The sequence below is a fragment of the Halopseudomonas salina genome (genome assembly GCF_008641105.1).
Genome location: NZ_VTTI01000002.1, coordinates 391,213 through 411,635 on the forward strand (window position 1 = coordinate 391,213; position 20,423 = coordinate 411,635).

The 20,423-nt window shown below is 57.3% G+C and carries 15 protein-coding genes; 9 read left to right on the plus strand and 6 right to left on the minus strand.

Annotated features, from left to right (window positions below; genetic code table 11):
• The first annotated feature begins 3 nt into the window (after positions 1-3).
• From FZF01_RS05185 to FZF01_RS05195, 3 genes are all read left to right on the plus strand, one after another.
• Positions 4-2,154, plus strand: coding sequence for a sulfatase-like hydrolase/transferase (locus FZF01_RS05185; RefSeq protein WP_223825403.1), 2,151 nt, complete (start codon positions 4-6; stop codon positions 2,152-2,154).
• Positions 2,155-2,233: 79 nt separating this feature from the next.
• Positions 2,234-4,408 (plus strand): sulfatase-like hydrolase/transferase, encoded by a 2,175-nt coding sequence (locus FZF01_RS05190; protein ID WP_150277065.1) that lies wholly within the window; start codon positions 2,234-2,236, stop codon positions 4,406-4,408.
• Between the two features lie 254 nt (positions 4,409-4,662).
• Entirely contained in the window at positions 4,663-6,741 is a 2,079-nt protein-coding gene (locus FZF01_RS05195) for a tetratricopeptide repeat protein (protein WP_223825404.1), read from the plus strand.
• An 80-nt stretch (positions 6,742-6,821) separates the two neighbouring features.
• Here FZF01_RS05195 and FZF01_RS05200 read toward each other — a convergent pair whose 3' ends face one another.
• The 4 genes from FZF01_RS05200 to pedF all read right to left on the minus strand — a co-directional run bounded on the left by FZF01_RS05200 (position 6,822) and on the right by pedF (position 11,417).
• Positions 6,822-7,811 (minus strand): alpha/beta hydrolase, encoded by a 990-nt coding sequence (locus FZF01_RS05200; RefSeq protein ID WP_150277067.1) that lies wholly within the window; start codon positions 7,809-7,811, stop codon positions 6,822-6,824.
• Between the two features lie 282 nt (positions 7,812-8,093).
• Positions 8,094-9,866 carry a PQQ-dependent methanol/ethanol family dehydrogenase gene (locus FZF01_RS05205; protein ID WP_150277068.1) on the minus strand — a complete coding sequence of 591 codons (1,773 nt, stop codon included), beginning with the start codon at positions 9,864-9,866 and terminating at the stop codon, positions 8,094-8,096.
• A 219-nt stretch (positions 9,867-10,085) separates the two neighbouring features.
• On the minus strand, positions 10,086-10,940 hold the full coding sequence (locus FZF01_RS05210) for a substrate-binding periplasmic protein (RefSeq protein WP_308420813.1): 855 nt from the start codon (positions 10,938-10,940) through the stop codon (positions 10,086-10,088).
• Between the two features lie 45 nt (positions 10,941-10,985).
• The gene (gene pedF, locus FZF01_RS05215; protein WP_150277131.1) at positions 10,986-11,417 is read right to left on the minus strand and encodes a cytochrome c-550 PedF; all 432 of its coding nucleotides are present in this window, start codon (positions 11,415-11,417) and stop codon (positions 10,986-10,988) included.
• A gap of 373 nt (positions 11,418-11,790) precedes the next feature.
• Here pedF and exaA point away from each other — a divergent pair, with 373 nt between their 5' ends.
• Together exaA and FZF01_RS05225 are read left to right on the plus strand one after the other, a co-directional pair.
• On the plus strand, positions 11,791-13,662 hold the full coding sequence (gene exaA / locus FZF01_RS05220; protein WP_150277070.1) for a quinoprotein ethanol dehydrogenase: 1,872 nt from the start codon (positions 11,791-11,793) through the stop codon (positions 13,660-13,662).
• Between the two features lie 67 nt (positions 13,663-13,729).
• Positions 13,730-14,401, plus strand: a complete 672-nt coding sequence (locus FZF01_RS05225; RefSeq protein WP_150277071.1) for a pentapeptide repeat-containing protein — start codon at positions 13,730-13,732, stop codon at positions 14,399-14,401.
• 15 nt (positions 14,402-14,416) lie between these two features.
• Here FZF01_RS05225 and FZF01_RS05230 read toward each other — a convergent pair whose 3' ends face one another.
• Positions 14,417-15,058 (minus strand): response regulator, encoded by a 642-nt coding sequence (locus FZF01_RS05230; RefSeq protein ID WP_150277072.1) that lies wholly within the window; start codon positions 15,056-15,058, stop codon positions 14,417-14,419.
• Positions 15,055-16,344, minus strand: coding sequence for a sensor histidine kinase (locus FZF01_RS05235; protein WP_150277073.1), 1,290 nt, complete (start codon positions 16,342-16,344; stop codon positions 15,055-15,057). Before FZF01_RS05235 ends, FZF01_RS05230 begins: the two co-directional genes overlap by 4 nt.
• A 156-nt stretch (positions 16,345-16,500) precedes the next feature.
• Here FZF01_RS05235 and FZF01_RS05240 point away from each other — a divergent pair, with 156 nt between their 5' ends.
• The 4 genes from FZF01_RS05240 to FZF01_RS05255 are packed head-to-tail and all read left to right on the plus strand — an operon-like array spanning position 16,501 to position 20,293.
• Entirely contained in the window at positions 16,501-17,682 is a 1,182-nt protein-coding gene (locus FZF01_RS05240; RefSeq protein ID WP_150277074.1) for an ABC transporter substrate-binding protein, read from the plus strand.
• Between the two features lie 48 nt (positions 17,683-17,730).
• Entirely contained in the window at positions 17,731-18,756 is a 1,026-nt protein-coding gene (locus tag FZF01_RS05245) for a YVTN family beta-propeller repeat protein (RefSeq protein ID WP_150277075.1), read from the plus strand.
• The gene (locus FZF01_RS05250) at positions 18,753-19,490 is read left to right on the plus strand and encodes an ABC transporter ATP-binding protein (RefSeq protein WP_150277076.1); all 738 of its coding nucleotides are present in this window, start codon (positions 18,753-18,755) and stop codon (positions 19,488-19,490) included. The genes FZF01_RS05245 and FZF01_RS05250 overlap by 4 nt, the downstream gene beginning before the upstream one ends.
• A complete protein-coding gene (locus FZF01_RS05255) occupies positions 19,487-20,293 on the plus strand; it encodes an ABC transporter permease (RefSeq protein WP_150277077.1) in 807 nt (268 codons plus the stop codon). The genes FZF01_RS05250 and FZF01_RS05255 overlap by 4 nt, the downstream gene beginning before the upstream one ends.
• Positions 20,294-20,423: the final 130 nt, after the last annotated feature.

Here is a 20,423-nt window from a genome sequence, read left to right on the forward strand (position 1 = left end):
CACTTGGTACGCATACTGGCTTTGATGCTTTCGCCCCTGTTGCTGACTGCCTGTCTCGACAGCGGTGGTAGCAGTGCATTATTAAAGAGCCCGGCGCCGGACAGCGGAAACAAACCCAATCTGATTCTGATAATTGCTGACGATGTGGGCGTCGATCAGTTGAGCAGTTTTGGCTTTGGCGGTACGCAGCCGCCAGCCACGCCTACCATTGGCAACCTCGCTGCCACTGGTGTGAGCTTTTCCAATACATGGTCCATGCCTACCTGTTCGACCACGCGTGCAGCCCTGTTCAGCGGCCGCTATCCGCCGCGGACCAATGTGAACACGGCGATCGTTTCTACCGATTTGGTCAACTCGCAGACCTCACCCTTTGAAAAAACCCTGCCTCACGTTCTGGCAGCCGAGGGTTATGTCAGCGCCTATATTGGCAAGATTCACATTACAGGTTCGGATGTGAATCCGGCCAACCACCCTTTTGGTGATGAAGCGATCAGGGCCCTGGGGTTTGATTATTTCGCCGGTTATTTTGACGGTGGCCCGCGCCCGATCGATGTGACGGCAGGGTTGGACAACCTCGATAGCAGCGCCGCCCCCTTCAGTTGTGGCTTCGTACCCCTGGCCTCTGATCATCCCCAGGGCGCCGATACCGGGGCCTGCTATCAGCCAAGCGGCAGTTGTGAATTGCTGACGACTGGCAATGCATCCGTACCCGGCAAGGTGTGCCTGGAGCGCGGCGGCCTGTTTGATCCCGGCCAGCAATGCGCTGCGCAAATACCCACTTATCTCGACTTCACCCGTCAGAATGCCTATTACACCGCCGAAGTCGTGATCAGCGACGAGAACAGTTCACGGCGCCTGGACGTGGATGACCCCGCCTCAAGACTTTATCGCACGCAACTGGAGTCCAACCTTGCCATCGACTGGATGCAGGCGCAGGCGGACGACCAACCCTGGATGCTTTCGCTTGGCTACTCGGCCTCACACGCACCGCTGCAACCAGCACCCGCCAGCCTGGCACCCGTAGCCGGTGCGCTAGATACCGGCATTGACTGTGACAACGACGCAGACACCCGCCAGTTGATGAATCAGACCATGGAAGCGCTGGATACCGAGCTACGCCGTGTGCTGCTGGCGGCAGGGGTCTTTATCGAAAACGATGATGGCGAGTTGGAATACAACCCAGCGAGCAATACCGTGGTGGCCTTTGTGGGTGACAACGGTACCTACGGCCCGGTAGTCAAGGAGCCATTCCTGCCTGCCCGCAGCAAGGGTACGGTTTACCAGGGTGGTATCTGGGTGCCGTTGATCGTCACTGGCGCCACCGTCGAACAACCCGGCCGCTCGGTGGGCGCTATGGTCAACTCCACCGACCTCTATCACCTGTTTGCCACACTAGGCGGTGCTGACCTGAGCGCTCCGGCCGTTGCTGACCGACTGGATGCCCAGCCAATGGACAGCTACCTTGCCAACCCGGATGCGCCGCCCGTGCGCGACACCAATTTCTCCATGTCGGGACGCAACCTGGCTGACAGTATTCCGCAGCCCTGCGTGCTCACCGACGTCAATATCTGCCTGCAGCTGTTCCCGCAGAAAGGCCTGTGTCTGTCCGAGGGTGGCACCTGGTATGGCGATGACGGTGTGGTGCCCGGCCAGTCCTTTAGCTCCTGCTGCGCGGTAAACACCTACCGGGAAAACGGCGGCGAAGCGCCTTTCGATATTCTTGCCGAAACCCAGCGAACGGTGCGCAATGATCGCTTCAAGGTGCTGCAGCTGGAAGAACCCAACTGTGCAGCGGGTGATGGCAGCCTCACGCTGCGCAACCAGTTATATGAAATAAACGAAAGCGGCTCCCTTCAGGGTCTGGACAACTTTGCCACCCAGGATCTGCTGACCCGCCCAGCGCTGACCTCGGACCAGCAGCAGAATTACGAAACCTTGCTGGCGGAGCTGGACAGCATAGTCACTAGCGAACCGCCCTGCCCTGGCGATGGCAATCTGGATCGGGTCGTCAACCAGAAAGACCTGCGCGACTGGGCGGTGTTCGCTCAACTTAACCAGGGACGCTCCAGCTGGTACGACTTCAACCTGGATGGCCTGACTGATGCCGCGGACCGGCAGATCATCGAGGACAACCTCGGTCTGGAGTGTCTGTGACCGGCCATGCAATAATCAATACCTGCAGCTCAACTAGCACTTACGCTTGGAAAAGCTCGAATAATTAGAAGAGATTCTCATGAAATCAACACTAGGCGTCAAAGTGCTGCTGTTGGCTGGATTATTTGCCCTTGCTTCCTGCCGATCGGACTCAGGGGGTGACAACTCCCCTCCTGTCAGTGGCGCCGAGACCCCGAACATTCTGTTCGTAATCATGGATGACGTGGGTGTCGATCAGCTCAGCACTTTCGGCTACGGTGGCGCGGAAGCGCCGAGCATGCCGACCATCGGTGCTATCGCTGATGCCGGGGTGCGTTTCCGCAATACCTGGTCGATGCCCGAGTGTTCCCCGGGGCGCTCCGCTCTGATGACCGGGCGCTATCCCTTGCGGACCAATATCAAACTGGCCATAGGCCCTAACGACCTGGCCAATTCGCAGACCGATCCAGAAGAGATCACCGTTGCCAAGCTATTGGAGCCGGCCGGTTATACCAGTGCGATGTTTGGCAAGTATCACCTGGCTCAGGCAGGGTTCAACGAGGCCGGTAACGGCGCGCCAGCCCAGAGTGGCTGGGGGACGTTTTACGGCTGGGTCGACGGGGTGCCCGACTCGATCGATACCACGGCTGGCGGTGTTGCCGCGCCCGGGACGTACAACTGCGGATACATACCGGATGAAACCCAACCCAACGGCGCTAGCTATGGGGCATGCTATGTGCCTACCGATAGCGGTAGCCAGTGCACGGAAATCGTCGGTGCCAGCGCACTGGGAGATTCCGCCGGCCTGCAGTGCGTGTCACGCGGCGGCGTGCTGGTACCCCAGGCGACCTGCCAGGCTGACGCACCCGCCGAGGTGAATTTCCAGCAGGCCAATGCACATTATGTTTCGCCTCTGGTGGTGAACGCAGGGGGCAATGTGCTCGAGGCGCCCTTGAGCGATACGCGCGGGCGCGGCTACCGTTCGACCATTGAGGTGAATGCGGCGATTGAATGGATCAACGCCCGCAACAGTCAAGCCGACCCTTGGATGACCACCCTGAGCTTTAGCTCGGCTCACACGCCGCTGCAGCAACCGCCTGCCGAGCTACTACCATCCGGCATCAACGCAGAATTGACCAGTGACTGCAGCGACTCGCTGAATCAGCGCCGCCTGTCCGATGCAATGATCGAAGCCATGGATACCGAACTGGGCCGTTTGCTGGTCGAAACCGGCATCGCTCAGGTACGGCCTGATGGCTCCCTTATCTATGATTCGGCCGCGAGCAACACCATGGTGGTTGTGATTGGCGATAACGGCAGCTTCGGCCCTGTAGTCAAGGCGCCCCTGGACCCCAACCGCGCAAAAGGCAGCACTTATCAGACGGGTGTCTGGGTACCGTTGATTGTCGCCGGCCCCATGGTGGAAGCACCTGGCCGGGCCGTGGAGCATATGATCAACGCAGTTGATGTGTTTCAGCTGTTCGGCGAGACGGCCGGTATAGACGTATCTGCCGCGGTACCGCGTGGCGTGGACTCGGTAAGCATGCAGCCCTACCTTGCAGACCCCGCGCAGGAAAGCCTGCGCGAGTACAACTTTACCCAGGGGGGCCTGAATATCCAGGTTAACGGCGGGCGCAACGGGCCCTGCGTATTCTTCGGCAGCTCCTGCTCACACACCCCCATCAGCAAAAGTGTGTGTGAGGACAACGCTGGCGTCTGGTGGGGTCTTGGTGCCGACGACCCAACGGTTCTCAAGGGTGCTCTCACCCAATGCTGGGAAGTCAATCAGGCCATCTACGATAACGATCCTGCCAATTACGACACCAACCGCATTGTCATGAGCCCGACTGGCACCCAGGCGGTGCGCAATGACGCGTTCAAGCTGGTGCGTAATCAGGCGCTGGATTACGACGTCACTACCGACACTGGGGTTGAAGTGGTCTCGGAAGAGTTCTATGCCATCGATCAGAATCCGATCCTGCCACAACTTGACAGGGCCGGCCTTGAACTCGATACGCAAAATCTGAACCCACAGGAGCAGAGCAATCTTGCGCTCTTGCAAACGGAGCTCAACACCGTTCTGGCTTCACAGCCAAGTTGTCCCGGAGACGGTAATGGCGACGGCGTGGTGGATGATCTGGATCTGAGCGCCCTGGCCGTCGTGCAGGCGCGCTGGGGTGGGTCCAGTACCTATGATTTCAATATCGATGGTTTTACCAATGACCTGGACCGCGACATCATCAATGCCAATCTTGGTCCTTGCCCGCAACCATGAGTAGGCGTTGGACCTGGCCGCTGGTCCTCCTGCTGTTAGGTGCAGCAGCGACGGCGTGGTGGGCAGTGCCCTCGCCCACTGCACCAATACCTGAGTCTGAGTCTGAGTCTGAGTCTGAGTCTGAGTCTGAGTCTGAGTCTGTAGCCGAGCACAGCACCGCCATAACCCCGCCCGAGTGGGTTAATGAAGCCCAATGCCAGAGCTGCCATGCCGCGGCTTTTGCAGACTGGCAAGGCTCGCACCACCAACTGGCGATGCAGCCGGCCGCCGAGCATTCGGTCCTCGGCGACTTCAGCGGGCAGCAGATCGACAGCGATACAGAGAGCAGCCGGTTTCTACGCGACAACGGAGCCTTTGTTATTCAGACCCCGGGGGCTGACGGCCAGCCCGTAGACGCCAAGGTGGCCTACACCTTCGGTATTGAGCCACTGCAGCAGTATCTTCTGGAAATGCCCGGCGGCCGTTTGCAGGCCCATGGCATGGCCTGGGATACGCAGCAGCAGGCCTGGTTTCATCTGTATCAGGACCAGGGTGTGGACCACCAGGATCGCCTGCACTGGACTGGTAGCGTACAGAACGCCAACTTCATGTGTATCGAGTGCCACGCCACTGACTTCAAACGCAACTACGATGCCGCCACCGACACTTTCGCCAGCCGCTGGCAAGCCCCGGGCGTGGGCTGCCAGAGCTGCCACGGTCCTGCGTCGGGGCACCTCGAATGGGCCGCAGACACTCCAGCAACCGAGCCCGATCAGCAAAATAACTCCATGGGGTTCGCCACCAGCCCGAGCATTGCATCCACTGAAGAAGTGGAAGTCTGTGCCCGCTGCCATAGCCGTCGCTCGCCGCTGGATGACGGTTACCAACATGGCAATGCATTGATGGACGACTTTCTGCCGAGCATTCTCAGTGCGGACCTCTACGAGGTAGACGGCAAGATCAAGGCCGAGGTGTTTGAATACGGCTCCTTCAAACAGAGCAGGATGCACGCCGCCGGAGTGGTCTGCTCCGATTGTCACAACCCGCACAGCGGTGAGCTACGCGCATCGGGCAATGGCGTATGCACCCAATGCCACAACAGCAATGCGCAGCCGACCCGGGCCGCAATTCAGGGCGGCGGCCTGCAAGCAAAGAACTATGATTCACCAGACCACCACAAGCACCCAAACGGCTCGCCAGGCGCGCAGTGCATCAATTGCCATATGCCCGGCAAGCTTTACATGACCAACGACTTGCGCCATGACCACAGCTTCACCTCGCCCAACCCGGCGCAGGCACTGGAGCTGAGCCATAGCGATGCCTGCCTGGGCTGCCATCAGCAGGTCGAGCCTGGAGAGCTAGTCGCGCAGTTTCTGGCGCAGTATCCCGAGGCGCTGCCACGCGATGGCGGATATGCTCAGGATATGGCCGCTGCACGTGGCGGCAAGCCTGGCGCTGCAGCCGCCCTATTCAGGCAGCTCGCCCGTGACGATCAACCGGCTATCAGAGTGGCCACGCTGGTCAGCGAACTGCCCCGCTACCCTTCCCTCGCTGGACTACAGCAACTGGCCCGCGCAGTGCGACATCCTGATCCCAGCGTGAGGGTGGCGGCCATCAACAGCTTGCCCGCGCTTGCCAGCGAAACCCAACTGCGAGACCTGCTCGCGCCGCTGGCAGCCGATCCCGTTCGTGCCGTGCGTCTGGCAGCTGCCTGGCAACTGGCCCAGTTGCCCGCGCAGACACGATCCGGGCTGACTGCCTGGCCGGCACTGCGCGCTGAATACGAGCAGGTGCAGAACAATCTGCTGGAGCGCGCTGACGCGCACTTCAATCTGGCCATGCTGTATCAACTCAGCAGCCGTGAAGATAAGGTTGAGGCTGCCCTGCGCGATGCACTTGAACGCGATGCAGGTTTTTTCCCCGCCATAATCATGCAGGCGCAATGGCAGGAGCAGTACTTTCGCCTCCCGAAACGGGGCCTGACGCTGCTGCAACAGGCCATCGCACGGCATCCAGACGAACCCAGCCTGCACCACGCGCTGGGGCTCGCTCTGGTACGCCAGGGCAACCTCGCCGAGGCCCTGCCAGCGCTTGCCCTGGCCCTGGCCCAGCAACTGGGCTCTGATAACGCCGACTACGCATACGTGCTGGCAGTCGCTCTGCATGACAGTGGCGAGCGGGACAAAGCGCTGCGGCTACTGGAAGAGAACCTGGCTGCCGATCCTGCCAACCGCCAGGTGCGGCTGGCATTGGTCAGCTACCTGAGTGTGCAGGCGCCGGCAAAATCGAAGGCACTGATGGAAGAGCTTCGAGCGCAGAATCCTGATGATCCGGCAGTTCAAAAGTTGCGGTAGCTATGGCCGTAAATATAGATTCTGCATCCACTGCAGACAAAGCGCTCTAGCTCGCCTTTTTGAGCACATGAATAAACCTGTCACCTTTTGCTGCGCAGATTATCCAGATCACGCAGCTCACTCATTGCTGCAATCAGGGCGTTGAGCGCTGGCTGCATAAGCGTCAGCCCCACGTGATTTGCACCTTCAACAAGCGTAACCGGCACTCTCCTTTCAGCTGCACCAAACACATCGACAAACTCCGCCGGATAAAACATCTCGTCCTGAGCTCCAACTAGCACCTGTGTAGGCTGCTGAATCCCCTTTATCACCTCGACGTAATCGGCCTGTGGTCGATAGTTCTCTGCAAGGTTGAAAGAGTATTCCGGCGTCAGCGATTGACGTGCTTGCTCACTCAGGGCGTAACTCACTACAGGCAGGTGATTGAATTGCTTAATACCCATCTGGTTCAGAATGGCTAGCGCCACATAGCGAGGCAGACCCACGTTCACCCAGCCGCCGCTGCCCGAGCGATAAGTGGGAGCCTCATGACTGACGAACGGAGCGAGAAGCAGATAGTGATCAAAAATCGCGGCATGCTCACCGCCCGCTACACGTAAGGCGAAGCCGCCACCGGAAGAAAAGCCCACCAGAGTGACCGGCGCAGCCGGCTGTACTTGCTCCATGAAGTCCTGGAGGTCGTCCTCGAGCTGGCCCACATAAGCGACGTGCCCCTTGGCCCCCGAAGCGCCATGCCCGCGCACATCCAGAGCATGCACGGCAAAACCTGCGTCTACCAAAGCCTGTGCCATCAGATGCATGCTACGACTGTCAGCGGATGAGCCGTGGAGCAGCACCGCACTGCCCTGCGGATTCGCGACGTCATATCGGCGAAACCCCAGATTCTGGCCGTCCCGAGCGGCGTAGTTGCTTAGCTCGGGTAAGCCGGAATAATCCACTGAATCAAATGGGTTGTTTGCCGACGCCATAACCGACGGCGCGGAGGGACCGCCGAAAACGACCGACAATACCAATGCACCAACAAAAGACACTACAACGACCGCCAGCGTGGCGAGCAGAGGCTTTTTCATGACTTATTCCTTTATGTGAAAAACAGCTAGTCCGTGCTCAAGATGTGAACTCTATCACAGGCTGGAGACAAGTTAGCAATTCAGGATTTAGTCATATACTGATACATAGTTATTTTTTATCCCGCTCAGTGCGAGGTATCCGCACCGGCGCTGCAGTTGATCCCAAACAAAAGGCCAATCATTTATGATTGGCCTTTTGTTGGCTATTGGCAGGAGCTGATTGATTCGAACTCCCAGCCCTTACCTCCTACCTACACACCTGTTGCTGGTTAAACCATGTACTCAACGCTTGGCCACCGTAGATGATGACGGAATTTTGAAGGTCCACAGCATGCCGCCCTGGTTGAAGTCCTTGACGATCTCGGCTACCTGGCCGCCCCACAACGGCACCGCGCCGCCCCAACCTGAGAGCACGGATACGTATTGTTCGCCATCCATGTCCCAGGTGACCGGGTTGCCGATTACGCCAGAGCCGGTGTTGAACTCCCACAGCTTTTCTCCATTTTTGGCGTTGAAAGCCATCAGGTAGCCTTCCGGGTTGCCGGTAAAGACCAGGTTACCTTTGGTGCTCAGTACCCCACCCCAGAGTGGCGCCGGGTTCTTCACGCGCCAGACTTCCTTGCCGGTTCTGGGGTCCATTGCCCTTAGAACACCAATGTAGTCATCGTGGATAGGTTTGATGGTGAAGCCAGCGCCCAGGTAGGCGGCACCCTTTTTGTATGCGGTGCTTTCGTTCCAGATATCCATGCCCCATTCGTTGGATGGAACATAGAACAGGCCGGTATCCTGACTGTAGGCCATGGGCTGCCAGTTCTTGCCCCCAAGGAACGCAGGAGCCGCGTAAACGGTTTTCCCCTGATCACCCGATTCTGTGGGCGCACCTGGACGGTGATCCTCGCTGTAGATTGGCCGACCGTTCTTGTCTAGCCCTTTGGCCCAGGTGATGGTGTCAACAAAAGGAAAACCTCGGATAAACTTGCCATTAGTGCGGTCCAGCACATAGAAGAAACCATTACGATCAGCTGTCGCGGCAGCCTTGATTTCCTTGTCGCCCTCCTTGTAGTTGAAGGACACGAGCTCGTTTACTCCGTCGTAGTCCCAGCCATCATTCGGCGTGGTCTGAAAATGCCATGTGATGGTGCCGTCGTCGGGGTTGAGCGCCAGTCGTGAGGAGCTGTAAAGGTTGTCGCCCTTGCGCATATGCGAGTTCCAGGGCGCGGGGTTACCGGTACCGAATAACAGCAGATTGGTTTCAGGGTCATAGAAACCGCCCAGCCAAGGCGCACCACCACCGGTCTTCCAAAGATCGCCGGGCCAGGTTCTGTTGGCTTCGCCACCGGAAATACCTGCCTCGATGGCTTTACCGTCCTTGTAGGTATAACCCATGTGACCTTCGATGGTCGGACGAGTCCAGAGCAGCTCTCCGTTGGTCGGGTCGTAGGCTTCAATCTTGCCAACAACCCCAAATTCACCACCCGACACGCCGGTAATCAAGCGGCCGTTAACTATCAGCGGCGCTGCGGTAATGGCATAGCCTGCCTTGTAGTCGGCTACGGTCTTGCGCCATACAACCTTGCCGGTGTCCTTGTTCAGTGCAACCAGTTTGGCGTCAAGCGTACCGAAGATCACCAGATCATCGATCAAGGCAACCCCGCGGTTGATCACGTCACAACAGGGCATGATGCCATCTGGCAGGCGGGCGTCGTATTGCCAGAGTTTCTTGCCGGTGCGGGCATCGACTGCAAACACACGAGAATAGGAGCCGGTGATATACATCACGCCGTCCTTGATCATCGGCTGTGCTTGCTGGCCGCGCTGTTTCTCACCACCAAGCGAAAAGGCCCATGCAGGCTGCAGCTGGCTTACGTTGGTGTCGTTTACCATGGTTAGTGGGCTGTAGCGCTGGCCCTGGGTACCCATGCCGTAGGAGACAATGGAGTCGGTTGTGGTCGCGTCGTTGGTGATATCGTCATAGGTGACGCCAGCGACAGCCAAGCCGGAAAAACTCATGGCGGTTACCAGGGCGGTCAAGGCGAAGGATGAGCGGTGTGTCATTGCTGCTACCTCAAAGATGTATTGTTGTGATGGTCGAGTCAGCGAAGAACCGGGAAATTTTCCCGCCTCAGGCCCTGATTGTTCGCTGCGAGGATCTTCTCAACAATGCAACCCAGGGGTGATTTACCTCATCACTTGGTAGCAATACCCTGATCGCGGGCACAAAAAAGCCGGCTGGCATGGCAAGACTGCCATGCCAGCCGGCAAGCATGAACCGGTTCAGATATCGGCGTAATAACTCGGTAACATGTAACGCAAACCATACTCGGCATAGAGCGCTGCCATGCGTCCATCCAGCACCATGGCTTCAGTGATATCACCCAGGGCATAAGCCAGCTGGCGGTTGGAGTCATGGACTGCCATCCCCAGATCCCAGACCTGTTTGCCCATATTCGGATAGGCATTTTCGGTCAACTGCATGCCGGCCTCGGCATTTCTGGCAAGTAGCCAGTCAATCTCGGCCTGCGTGCCCATCACCGCGTGTACCTCCCCAGTCTTCATAGCCTCGAAGGCGAGAGCCAGGTTGCGATAATGGCGGGTCATTTTGCTTAATTGACCATTCATGACACTGGCCAGGTAGAACGAGGGAATCGAATCCTCTTCAACGCCAACAGGGTGATATTGAAAGATCGCAATGCTGGGCACCGCGTCTATCTTCTTCGGGTTATAGGCAGCTTGCCAACGCTCCTGTTGATACGGGCCGAACATGTGAACCAGCTCGTGAGCAGGCAAGCCAAGGTCATCACGCATTGTGCTGTACGCTTTGTCGTTGGGTGCCCGCAACATCACATCGGCGATCTGACCAGGGCGCAGGTAATGACCTTTCCAGAGGTGATTGCGCAGGTCACCGTCAAAGGTTTCGTCCGGCTTCATCCATTGCAGCCGCAACTCCAGGTCAAGCTCTGCAGCCAGCACCTTGGCCAGCTCGACGTCAACGCCTCGAGGCTGACCATCGTGCATAAAGCTATAGGGTGGGTAGTCTTCATAGACGGCCACCTTGAGATAACCGGAATCGATAATTTCATCATGGTCGCGGATATGCGTGATGTTGAACGCCAGCGCCGGCATGGCCATCAACAAGCAACACCATAAGCCCACAATCCTCAGGGAAAGCATGCTTTATTGCTCTACCGCAACAGTTTCCAACCAGGTACGAATTGCCCACAGAGCTTCCTGGCTGAGCACGTCGCCCATACGCGGCATATACACCCGGCCGTCGCGTACAGCGCCATTGACGACCCGCTCCTTGAACCACTCATCACCGTAATCACCGGTCTCAAGCTCTCGTAAATCGGGCGTCATACCCCCAGAGATGGCTTCCAGTCCATGGCAGGACGCACAGTTCTGGTTATAGGCAGAAGCACCTATTTTTACTGCTAGGTCATGTTGCGGATGATCTCGATAGGGGTTGGTTTCAAGCCACTCCTCGCCGAGTTTCTCCAGGTTTTTGGTATCCACTGACTGTGGCGTGACGTTGCCGTGCGCCAGGGACTGGCCAGAAGCCAATAGTAATCCCAGGGCGCTTATCTTCAGGGCTTGTTTGAAATGCATCATTAGGCTCACCTCTCGGCCGTGTCAGGCACGGATCATTATTTGAGTATCCGAGGGCCATGGTAGGAACGGACCGACCTGACCCCAATGCTGCTTTGGTGGCCGCAAATTAGTCCGTTGGTATTAAACACTTCAGCCACCGCACCGGATTCTCAAGCCAGGCAAAGCCGCTTTTAACAGCTAGAACAGCCAAAAGCATTGATTTGCTCCGTCCAAAGTAGCGCTCCAATTGAGGGCATCCCAAGCGCCAGCTACCCGGGGTTTTTTCCCGCAAACCCCGGGTCATTTTCCGTATCACCGAAAAAGACGACTGACCAAGATGGGGACGTGGACCAGCATTGCTGCCCTAATCCAACAACAAGGAAACACTGCCATGAAAACAAGAAAGTTAACTGCTCCAAGCCCTCTCGCCCAGGCCATCAAATGTCTGACAATGGCTGCCAGTATCAGCCTGGCTGCGCCCTATGCCATCGCCAAACCTGTCACCTGGGACGATATTGCCAACGATCACACCTCAACTCATAACGTGCTGCAATATGGCATGGGGACCAACGCCCAGCGTTGGAGCCCGCTGAAACAGGTCAACCGGGACAACGTTTTCAAACTGACGCCGGCTTGGTCTTTTTCCTTCGGCGACGAAAAACAGCGCGGACAGGAATCCCAGGCAATTATTCATGAAGGCATTATTTACGTAACGGGCTCCTATTCACGTATTTTTGCACTCGACGCAAAGAGCGGTGCCCGTTTGTGGAGCTACTCGCATCGGTTGCCCGACGACATTCGCCCCTGCTGCGACGTGGTAAATCGCGGCGCGGCAATCTATGGGGACAAGGTCTTCTTCGGTACCCTCGACGCTGGGGTAGTGGCTCTGAACAAGGACACGGGCAAAGTGGTCTGGCGTAAAAAATTCGGGGACCATAAGGCTGGTTACACCATGACTGGCGCCCCAACCATCATCAAGGACCAGAAGTCCGGCAAGGTCATGCTGATTCATGGATCCTCCGGTGATGAGTTCGGCGTAGTGGGGAAACTCTTTGCGCGCGACCCTGAAACGGGTGAAGAACTGTGGATGCGGCCGTTCGTTGAGGGCCACATGGGCCGTCTTAATGGCGAAGAGAGCACCCCTACTGGCGACGTAAAGGCGCCGTCCTGGCCTGATGATACAAACTCGCCCACCGGCAAAGTTGAGGCCTGGAGCCAGGGTGGAGGTGCCCCTTGGCAGAGCGCCAGCTTCGACCCGGACACCAATACCATTATTATCGGGGCTGGCAATCCCGCGCCCTGGAATGGATGGGCGCGCACCTCAAAAGACGGCAAACCGTCCGATTACGATAGTCTCTACACCTCAGGTCAGGTCGGCGTTGACGCCACCACCGGCGAGGTCAAATGGTTCTATCAGCATACACCCAACGACGCCTGGGACTTCTCCGGCAACAACGAGCTGGTGCTGTTTGATTACAAGGACAAGGACGGCAAAACGCTCAAGGCCACCGCACATGCTGATCGTAACGGCTTCTTTTATGTCGTGGACCGCAATAACGGCAAGTTGGCCAACGCATTTCCCTTTGTGGACAACATCACCTGGGCAAGCCACATCGATCTGAAGACCGGCCGACCGGTAGAAAATGAAGGGCAACGCCCTGCCCGGCTCAAGCCTGGCCAGGAGCGCAGCGAAGCGGTAGAGGTATCACCCCCTTTCCTCGGCGGCAAGAACTGGAACCCCATGGCCTACAGCCAGAATACCGGACTGTTCTACGTGCCAGCGAACCATTGGAAGGAGGACTACTGGACCGAAGAAGTCAGCTACAACAAAGGCTCTGCCTACCTCGGCATGGGTTTCCGGATCAAGCGCATGTATGAGGATCACGTCGGCATTCTGCGTGCAATGAACCCCACTACAGGCAAGGTCGAGTGGGAACACAAAGAACCCTTGCCCCTCTGGGCTGGTGTGCTGGCGACAGCAGGCAATCTGGTCTTTACCGGCACGGGTGACGGCTATTTCAAGGCCTTCGACGCCAAAACTGGTGAAGAGGTCTGGAAGTTCCAGACCGGCACCGGAATCATCTCACCGCCGGTTACCTGGGAATTGGATGGCGAACAGTACATCGGTGTTACCACCGGCTACGGCGGCGCGGTACCACTCTGGGGTGGCGAGATGGCTGAGTTGACCAAGCCCGTTGCGCAGGGCGGCTCGTTCTGGGTATTCAAGTTGCCTGGCTGGGATACCAGCAGCGCCAAGCGTTGAACCTCTAACTCCTTTAACCCTTGAGGCACGCCCGGCAAGACCGGGCGTTGCCATAGGAGCTGCGACAATGAAATCACTATTTGCCACAAGCTTTATCGTTCTAGGGATCATTGCTGCCCAACCTCTTGCCGCGCAAGATGCCGACTTTGCGGAGGAGGATGTGGTTACTGTCAACGGTTGTGCTTTGATGCCAGGCACACGCTGTCCTGGCGTTGACCTGCGTAATCTTGACCTGCGCCATGTGGACCTGCGCAAGGCCGACCTTGTTGGTGCAGACCTGCGCGGAGCAGACCTGCGACATGCCCGACTGGATCAGGCGAAGCTGGACAATGCCCGGCTGGACGGGGCCAATCTCAACCGGGCGAGCCTGCAACAAACCGCAATGCGTGGTGTAAGCGCCGTGGGTACAAGCTTTGTTGGCGCTCAGGCCTGGAACCTGACAGCCCAGGGAGGGCATTTCAAGGATGCTGACTTTACCGGAGCCAACCTTGAGTTTGCCCGCTTCAGTGGTGCCAGCATGCACGATGCCACTCTGCGTGCTGTGAACCTGGAGATGGCCTGGTTGCCCAAGGCGGATCTGAAGGGTGCAGATCTGCGCGATGCCAATCTGCAGGAGTCAAAGATGAATCACGCGAATCTGGAATCTGCCGATATGACCGGTGCCCGACTGCATTACGGCACCTTTCTCAACATGCACATGAGCAACTGCACTGCCTGCCCTTTTGACTGGGAAAAGTGACATATACTGACGTGCTCAGGCCACCTGCACTCGAATTACTCCTGTATCGATAGCCAGGTGGACCAGTTCGGTGAGAGAACTGACATTCAGTTTCTGCTTGAGCACGGTCAGATTATTCGAAACCGTTTTGCTGCTGATGCACAGATGACTGGCGATGCGCCTGGGTGGCGTGCCCTTGGCGAGCATGACAAAAATCTCGAACTCCCGCTGAGTCATGCATTTCAGCCGCGGGTCCAGGGTGTTGTCGGGACCAGCACAGGCCAGCTGCGTAGCCAGTTCCTGTTCTATATAGCGTTGCCCACCCAGGCAACGCCTCACCGCCTCAAGCAACACATCCGGTGCTGCGCCTTTGGTGATGTACCCCAGTGCGCCAGCAGCCAATGCCTGGCGCACCAGCGGTAACTCATCATGCATACTGAAAAACAGAATGCGCAGTGAGGGCCACCGCAGCAGCAGACGCCGGGCAGTTTCGATGCCGCTGATGCCCGGCAATCCGATATCCAGCACCACCAGATCAGGCACCTTTTGTTGCGCGGCGCTGATGGCCTCTTCTCCACTGGCGGCCTCACGGATGTCAGCCTGGGTGAAAGTCATACCCAGCAGGCTGGTATAGCCTTGACGCACAATCGCGTGGTCATCGACCAGAAGAATATTCATGCGGCGAGCCCCTTCAGTGGAATAGTGAGCGACACCAATACACCCACGCCTGGGCTTGAGGTGACTTGCAATGCGCTTTGCAGACAGCGAGCGCGTTCGCGCATTGATCGCATGCCCACTCCGCAGGATTCGTTTTGGTCTTTCAGACCGTCGCCGTTATCCCGCACACTGACTTGCAGCACGTTGCCCTGAAGTACCAGCCGCACCCATACCGAGCTGGCTTTGGCATGCCGAGCGACATTGGTCAAAGCTTCCTGCAATAGACGATATAAATGCGTGCGCTGCTCTGTTGCCATATCAGGCAAAGGGTTATCCAGCTCCAGCACACACTGGATGCCCTGTTGTTGCTGCCACTGCCCTGTCAACTGACGTAGAGCCTGTTCCAGCCCTAACCGGTCCAGCACGACTGGATGCAGATCCTTGACCAACGCCCTGAAGCCACGCTGTAAACCATTGCATGCCTCTAAAAGATGTTGCGCGTGCTGCCGAATCAGATCGGGCTGACCAGATGATTCGCCAAGCATATAGGCCTGGGCCCGGATGCCGGTCAGGTATTGCCCCAGATCATCGTGCAGGGCGTGAGCCAGGTGCATCCGCTCCTTCTCCTGCAGGGTCATCAATGCACGGGTCAGTTGCTGGTTGCTTGCTTCTGCCCGCTCCAGGGCCGTGGCCATGAGATTGAAGCGGTTGGCCAATTGATTCAACTCAGTCTGGCTGCTAGGTGACAGGCGTGCCTGCAATTCACCAACCCCGATAAGCTCCAAAGCTTCAAGCAGATGCCGGTATGCTCTTAGCCCACGACGCAACGAGAGATGGATGACTACCAATGACAATACAAGAGCAACAGCAAAAACGCCGAGCAGCAGGAGCAACGACTCCCACACCTCCTCAAGCTCGTCGACTGGATCAGGACTGACCAGCCATCGCTGGCCATCGGCAAAGTCCAGAGATACAGGTGCAAATGACTTATCTATCACCGGCTGCATCCAGCGCAGCAACCACCCTGGCACTGCACCAGAAGTTTGTTGAGCAATATCATGGCCGACACTGCCAGTCTTCGCGATGCGCACATGGCGGAGATCATCGAGAACCTCAACCGCGGGAGAGACCCGCCGCTGAGCCATGTTTTCGAGCAAGCTCAGTGCCATTGCCCGGCCGCTCTGCAGCTCACGCACGACATCCTTTTCAGCCTGCCTGAGCAACACACCCATGGTGACCAATAACACTATGCTGAAGGCCACACAAACCCAGGCCGTCAGGCGAGTTGCAGTCGAAATAGAGCGCATTGGCTAATTCCTGGACGAATCTAATACAGTCCGCCCTATCGTACGGTTTGAACAAAACCTCGGAATAGTACCTTGGTACTGGCCGATTGGTACTTTCTTCGGATTTACCAGGCACCTGCCAGCTTCCATGCTGGACTCAAGATAAAAGGAGTCCACATGCGCTCAACGGTTTTGTATTCCCTGTTCTGTTTTATGACAGTCATCAGCGCCAGTGCAGTGGCCACGAGCAGTCAGGTCCAGACGCTGACGGTCAATATGGCTTATGTCAGCTGGACTCCAGACCCAGGCCCGATCATGTCTAACGTCATTCCTGAACCGCCCGATGCGGGCCTGCAGGGTGCGCAGTTGGCATTGGCAGACAACAACAGTACTGGGCGCTTTCTGAAACATGACTATCAGTTGCTGGTCGCCGCTGAAGCGGAGTTGCAGGCTACTCTGGATGCCGCAAGAGCGCTGCATGCTCAGGGCGTAAGGCTGTTCGTCATCAATTTGCCCAGCCAGGCGCTGTCCGAGCTGGCAAACGAGTTTTCCGCTGATAGCTTGCTGATCAACGCCGGCAGTCACGATGACAAGCTGCGCACTGAGCAGTGCCTGCCGAACGTACTGCATACACTCCCCAGCCGCGCCATGCTGACCGACGCGCTGGCGCAGTTTCTGACCGTACGCAAACTCACGCGCTGGCTGCTGATCAGTGGCCCCACGGATGACGACCTGGCCTATGCCGCCGCTTTGAAACGCTCCGCCAAACGGTTCGGCCATAAAGTCGTGGCTGAAAAAGTCTGGAGTTTTGATACCGATCTGCGCCGCACCGCACAGGCGGAGGTCCCCCTGTTTACCCAGACCTCCGAGTATGACGTTGTGGTAGTGGCTGACGAGCGCGGTGATTTTGGTGAATACATCCCTTACAACACCTGGTATCCAAGACCAGTAGCTGGCACACAGGGCCTCACCCCACTGGGCTGGCATAAAGTGGTCGAAACCTTCGGCGCTGCCCAGTTGCAAAAACGTTTTGAACTCCAGGCTGGCCGCTGGATGAATAGCCTGGACTTCGCCGCCTGGCTGGGTATTCGTACCTTTGGTGCAGCTGTCACCACACTCAATAGCACCGATCCAGCGGCGATCAAAGCGCTGAGTCTGTCCGACGATCTTCCGCTGGACGGATTCAAAGGCAGAAAGCTGAGTTATCGCGACTGGAGCGGACAACTTCGTCAGCCCATCCCCTTGGTGCAACCCCGCGCACTGGTAAGCAACTCACCACAGGAAGGCTTTCTGCATCCCGAGACCGATCTTGACACTCTGGGGTTTGACCAACCCGAGAGCAAATGCCGGCTGCTGTGAATCTGGCCCGGTCACCCAAAATCCCAAAAACAAGAACCTGGAGTACCCATGTACAAGAAAAGCCGTCACACCTCTGCTGTACTCGCGCATAGTCTGCCGATCAGGAAGTTCAGTCTGTCACTGCTTGCAGGCGCTTTGTTGACCAGCACGTTCAGTCTGACTGCCCTGGCCGAGACGGCTTACGTTACAAACGAGAAAGACAATACCGTTTCTGTTATCGACCTGGACAGCATGCAGGTAGTGGAAACCATCGATGTGGGACTGCGTCCGCGCGGGGTCTTGCTCTCGAGCGATAACAAACTGCTGTATATCTGCGCCAGCGATTCGGATCGGGTACAGATCATCGACCTGGCCACCCGCAAGATAATCAAGGAACTGCCTTCAGGCGCTGACCCCGAACAATTCGCTCTGCATCATAACGATCGCTGGCTGTATATCTCCAATGAAGATGATGCACTGGTGACGGTAGTTGACGTTGAAACCAGCGAAGTGCTTGCACAGATCGATGTAGGTGTCGAGCCCGAGGGCATGGGCGTCAGTCCTGATGGCAAGTGGGCCGTCAATACCAGTGAAACCAGCAACATGCTGCACTGGATCGATACCAGCACCAATACACTGGTAGCCAATACTCTGGTAGATCAGCGCCCTCGACATGTGGAGTTTACCAAGGACAGTAGCTTGCTTTGGGCGTCGGCCGAGATCGGCGGTACGGTCAAGATAGTCGACGTAGCCAGCAAGGAGGTCACCCATACCATTGAGTTCGCGATCAAGGGAATTCATCCGGATCGCGTCCAGCCGGTCGGGGTCAAGCTGAGTGACGATGGCCGATACGCCTTTGTTGCTCTGGGCCCTGCCAATCATGTGGCTGTAGTGGACGCCAAGACCTATGAGGTGCTTGAGTACATTCTGGTAGGCCGCCGCGTCTGGCACATGTCGTTCAATACCGACCAAAGCAAACTCTTGACCACCAACGGTGTAAGCGGAGATGTCTCGGTCATCGATGTGGATTCGTTGAAGGCAGTCAATACCATCAAGGTCGGCCGCTATCCATGGGGCGTGGTGGTCACTCCTTGAACGCCTTGCAAGTTGATCAGGTCAGCTTCAGTTTTGGCGACAAGGTCGCACTGGACCAGGTCAGCTTCGGCATCGAGACGGGCCGGCTGAATGCCCTGCTGGGCCCCAACGGCGCAGGTAAAAGTACCCTGATAGCCTTGTTCAGCCGGTTATACCGGCTGCAACAGGGCGATATCCGGGTTGGCGGGGTGTCACTTCGGCGGCAGCCCCGCCAGGCACTGCGGCAGCTCGGGGTGGTGTTCCAGCAGAGCACGCTGGATCTGGATCTCAGCGTACATCAGAACCTCGCTTACCATGCCGCCCTGCATGGCCTGAGTGCCCGTGCGGCAGCACCGCTCATAGAGCAGGAGCTAATGCGTCAATCATTGTTGGCGCACCAGCACCAGCGCGTACGCGAGCTTAATGGGGGGCACCGCAGGCGAGTGGAGATTGCCCGAGCACTGTTGCATCAGCCGAGCATTCTGCTTCTTGATGAGGCCAGTGCCGGCCTGGATCCTGCGAGCCGTCTGGCACTGAATCAGCATATTCGTACTCTATGCGCCGAGCAGCGGATTACCGTTGTCTGGACGACCCACCTTATGGACGAAATTGCGTTGAATGACCCTGTTGTAGTCCTGCATGGCGGGCGGGTCCTGGCGGCGAGCAGCGCTGAAGGCATTATTGCCAAGACCGGCCACACCAACCTGAATGACGCTTTCCGGTACATGACCCAGACCGCCGGGGCATCAGCATGAGCCCGGCAGCTTATCTGGCTTGCCTTAACGGCGTACTCAAGCGTGAGTGGTTGCGCTTCTATCAGCAACGGTCGCGTTTTCTCAGCGCCCTGGTACGCCCACTGCTCTGGTTACTGGTCTTTGCCGCCGGTTTTCGCGCAGCGCTGGGTGTCTCGATCATGGCGCCTTACGCCACCTACATCACTTACGAAACCTACATACTGCCTGGGCTATGTTGCATGATCGTTCTGTTCAATGGCATGCAGGCCTCGCTCTCAATGGTTTACGACCGTGAGATAGGCAGCATGCGGGTGCTCCTGATGAGCCCCCTGCCCAGACCTTTTCTGCTGATCAGCAAACTGGCTGCCAGTGCATTGATCTCTCTGATTCAGGTTTATGCGTTTCTTGCGATTGCCTGGATGTTTGATATTCAGCCACCGCTCTGGGGTTTGCTGGCGGCTGCCCCGGCACTCCTGCTAGCGGCGCTGCTGCTAAGTGCCCTGGGCTTGTTGCTGTCCAATGGCATACGTCAGCTGGAGAACTTTGCTGGCGTGATGAACTTTGTCATTTTCCCGATGTTTTTTCTCTCATCGGCACTCTACCCGCTGTGGAAAATGCGCGAGTCCAGTGAATGGCTCTATTGGTTATGCAGCCTCAACCCCTTCACTCACGCGGTCGAGCTGGTGCGCTTTGCCTTGTACCTGCAGCTCAATGGTCAGGCGCTGGTCGTATGTCTGGTCCTACTGATGGTGATTACCAGCGCCGCAATCATGACTTTCAACCCGCAACATGCCGCGGTGCGGCGTCGACCTCAGGGTGACTAGCGCAGGATGACAACGAAATTTACTACTTTAGTACTGCTTTAGTGTGCCAATGTATCATTTGCAATACAGTCGGCACGGGTTGTAATGCTCAAGTAGCAATGCCAAATCACTAGAAGGCTTTCTACTGCGA

Excerpts from the sequence above, each read along its gene's own strand:
- FZF01_RS05190 (WP_150277065.1), top strand. The coding sequence starts at position 2,234 with ATGAAATCAACACTAGGCGTCAAAGTGCTGCTGTTGGCTGGATTATTT.
- FZF01_RS05195 (WP_223825404.1), top strand. The coding sequence starts at position 4,663 with ATGCAGCCGGCCGCCGAGCATTCGGTCCTCGGCGACTTCAGCGGGCAG.
- FZF01_RS05200 (WP_150277067.1), bottom strand. The coding sequence starts at position 7,811 with ATGAAAAAGCCTCTGCTCGCCACGCTGGCGGTCGTTGTAGTGTCTTTT.
- FZF01_RS05205 (WP_150277068.1), bottom strand. The coding sequence starts at position 9,866 with ATGACACACCGCTCATCCTTCGCCTTGACCGCCCTGGTAACCGCCATG.
- FZF01_RS05210 (WP_308420813.1), bottom strand. The coding sequence starts at position 10,940 with ATGGCCATGCCGGCGCTGGCGTTCAACATCACGCATATCCGCGACCAT.
- pedF (WP_150277131.1), bottom strand. The coding sequence starts at position 11,417 with ATGCATTTCAAACAAGCCCTGAAGATAAGCGCCCTGGGATTACTATTG.
- exaA (WP_150277070.1), top strand. The coding sequence starts at position 11,791 with ATGAAAACAAGAAAGTTAACTGCTCCAAGCCCTCTCGCCCAGGCCATC.
- FZF01_RS05225 (WP_150277071.1), top strand. The coding sequence starts at position 13,730 with ATGAAATCACTATTTGCCACAAGCTTTATCGTTCTAGGGATCATTGCT.
- FZF01_RS05230 (WP_150277072.1), bottom strand. The coding sequence starts at position 15,058 with ATGAATATTCTTCTGGTCGATGACCACGCGATTGTGCGTCAAGGCTAT.
- FZF01_RS05235 (WP_150277073.1), bottom strand. The coding sequence starts at position 16,344 with ATGCGCTCTATTTCGACTGCAACTCGCCTGACGGCCTGGGTTTGTGTG.
- FZF01_RS05240 (WP_150277074.1), top strand. The coding sequence starts at position 16,501 with ATGCGCTCAACGGTTTTGTATTCCCTGTTCTGTTTTATGACAGTCATC.
- FZF01_RS05245 (WP_150277075.1), top strand. The coding sequence starts at position 17,731 with ATGTACAAGAAAAGCCGTCACACCTCTGCTGTACTCGCGCATAGTCTG.
- FZF01_RS05255 (WP_150277077.1), top strand. The coding sequence starts at position 19,487 with ATGAGCCCGGCAGCTTATCTGGCTTGCCTTAACGGCGTACTCAAGCGT.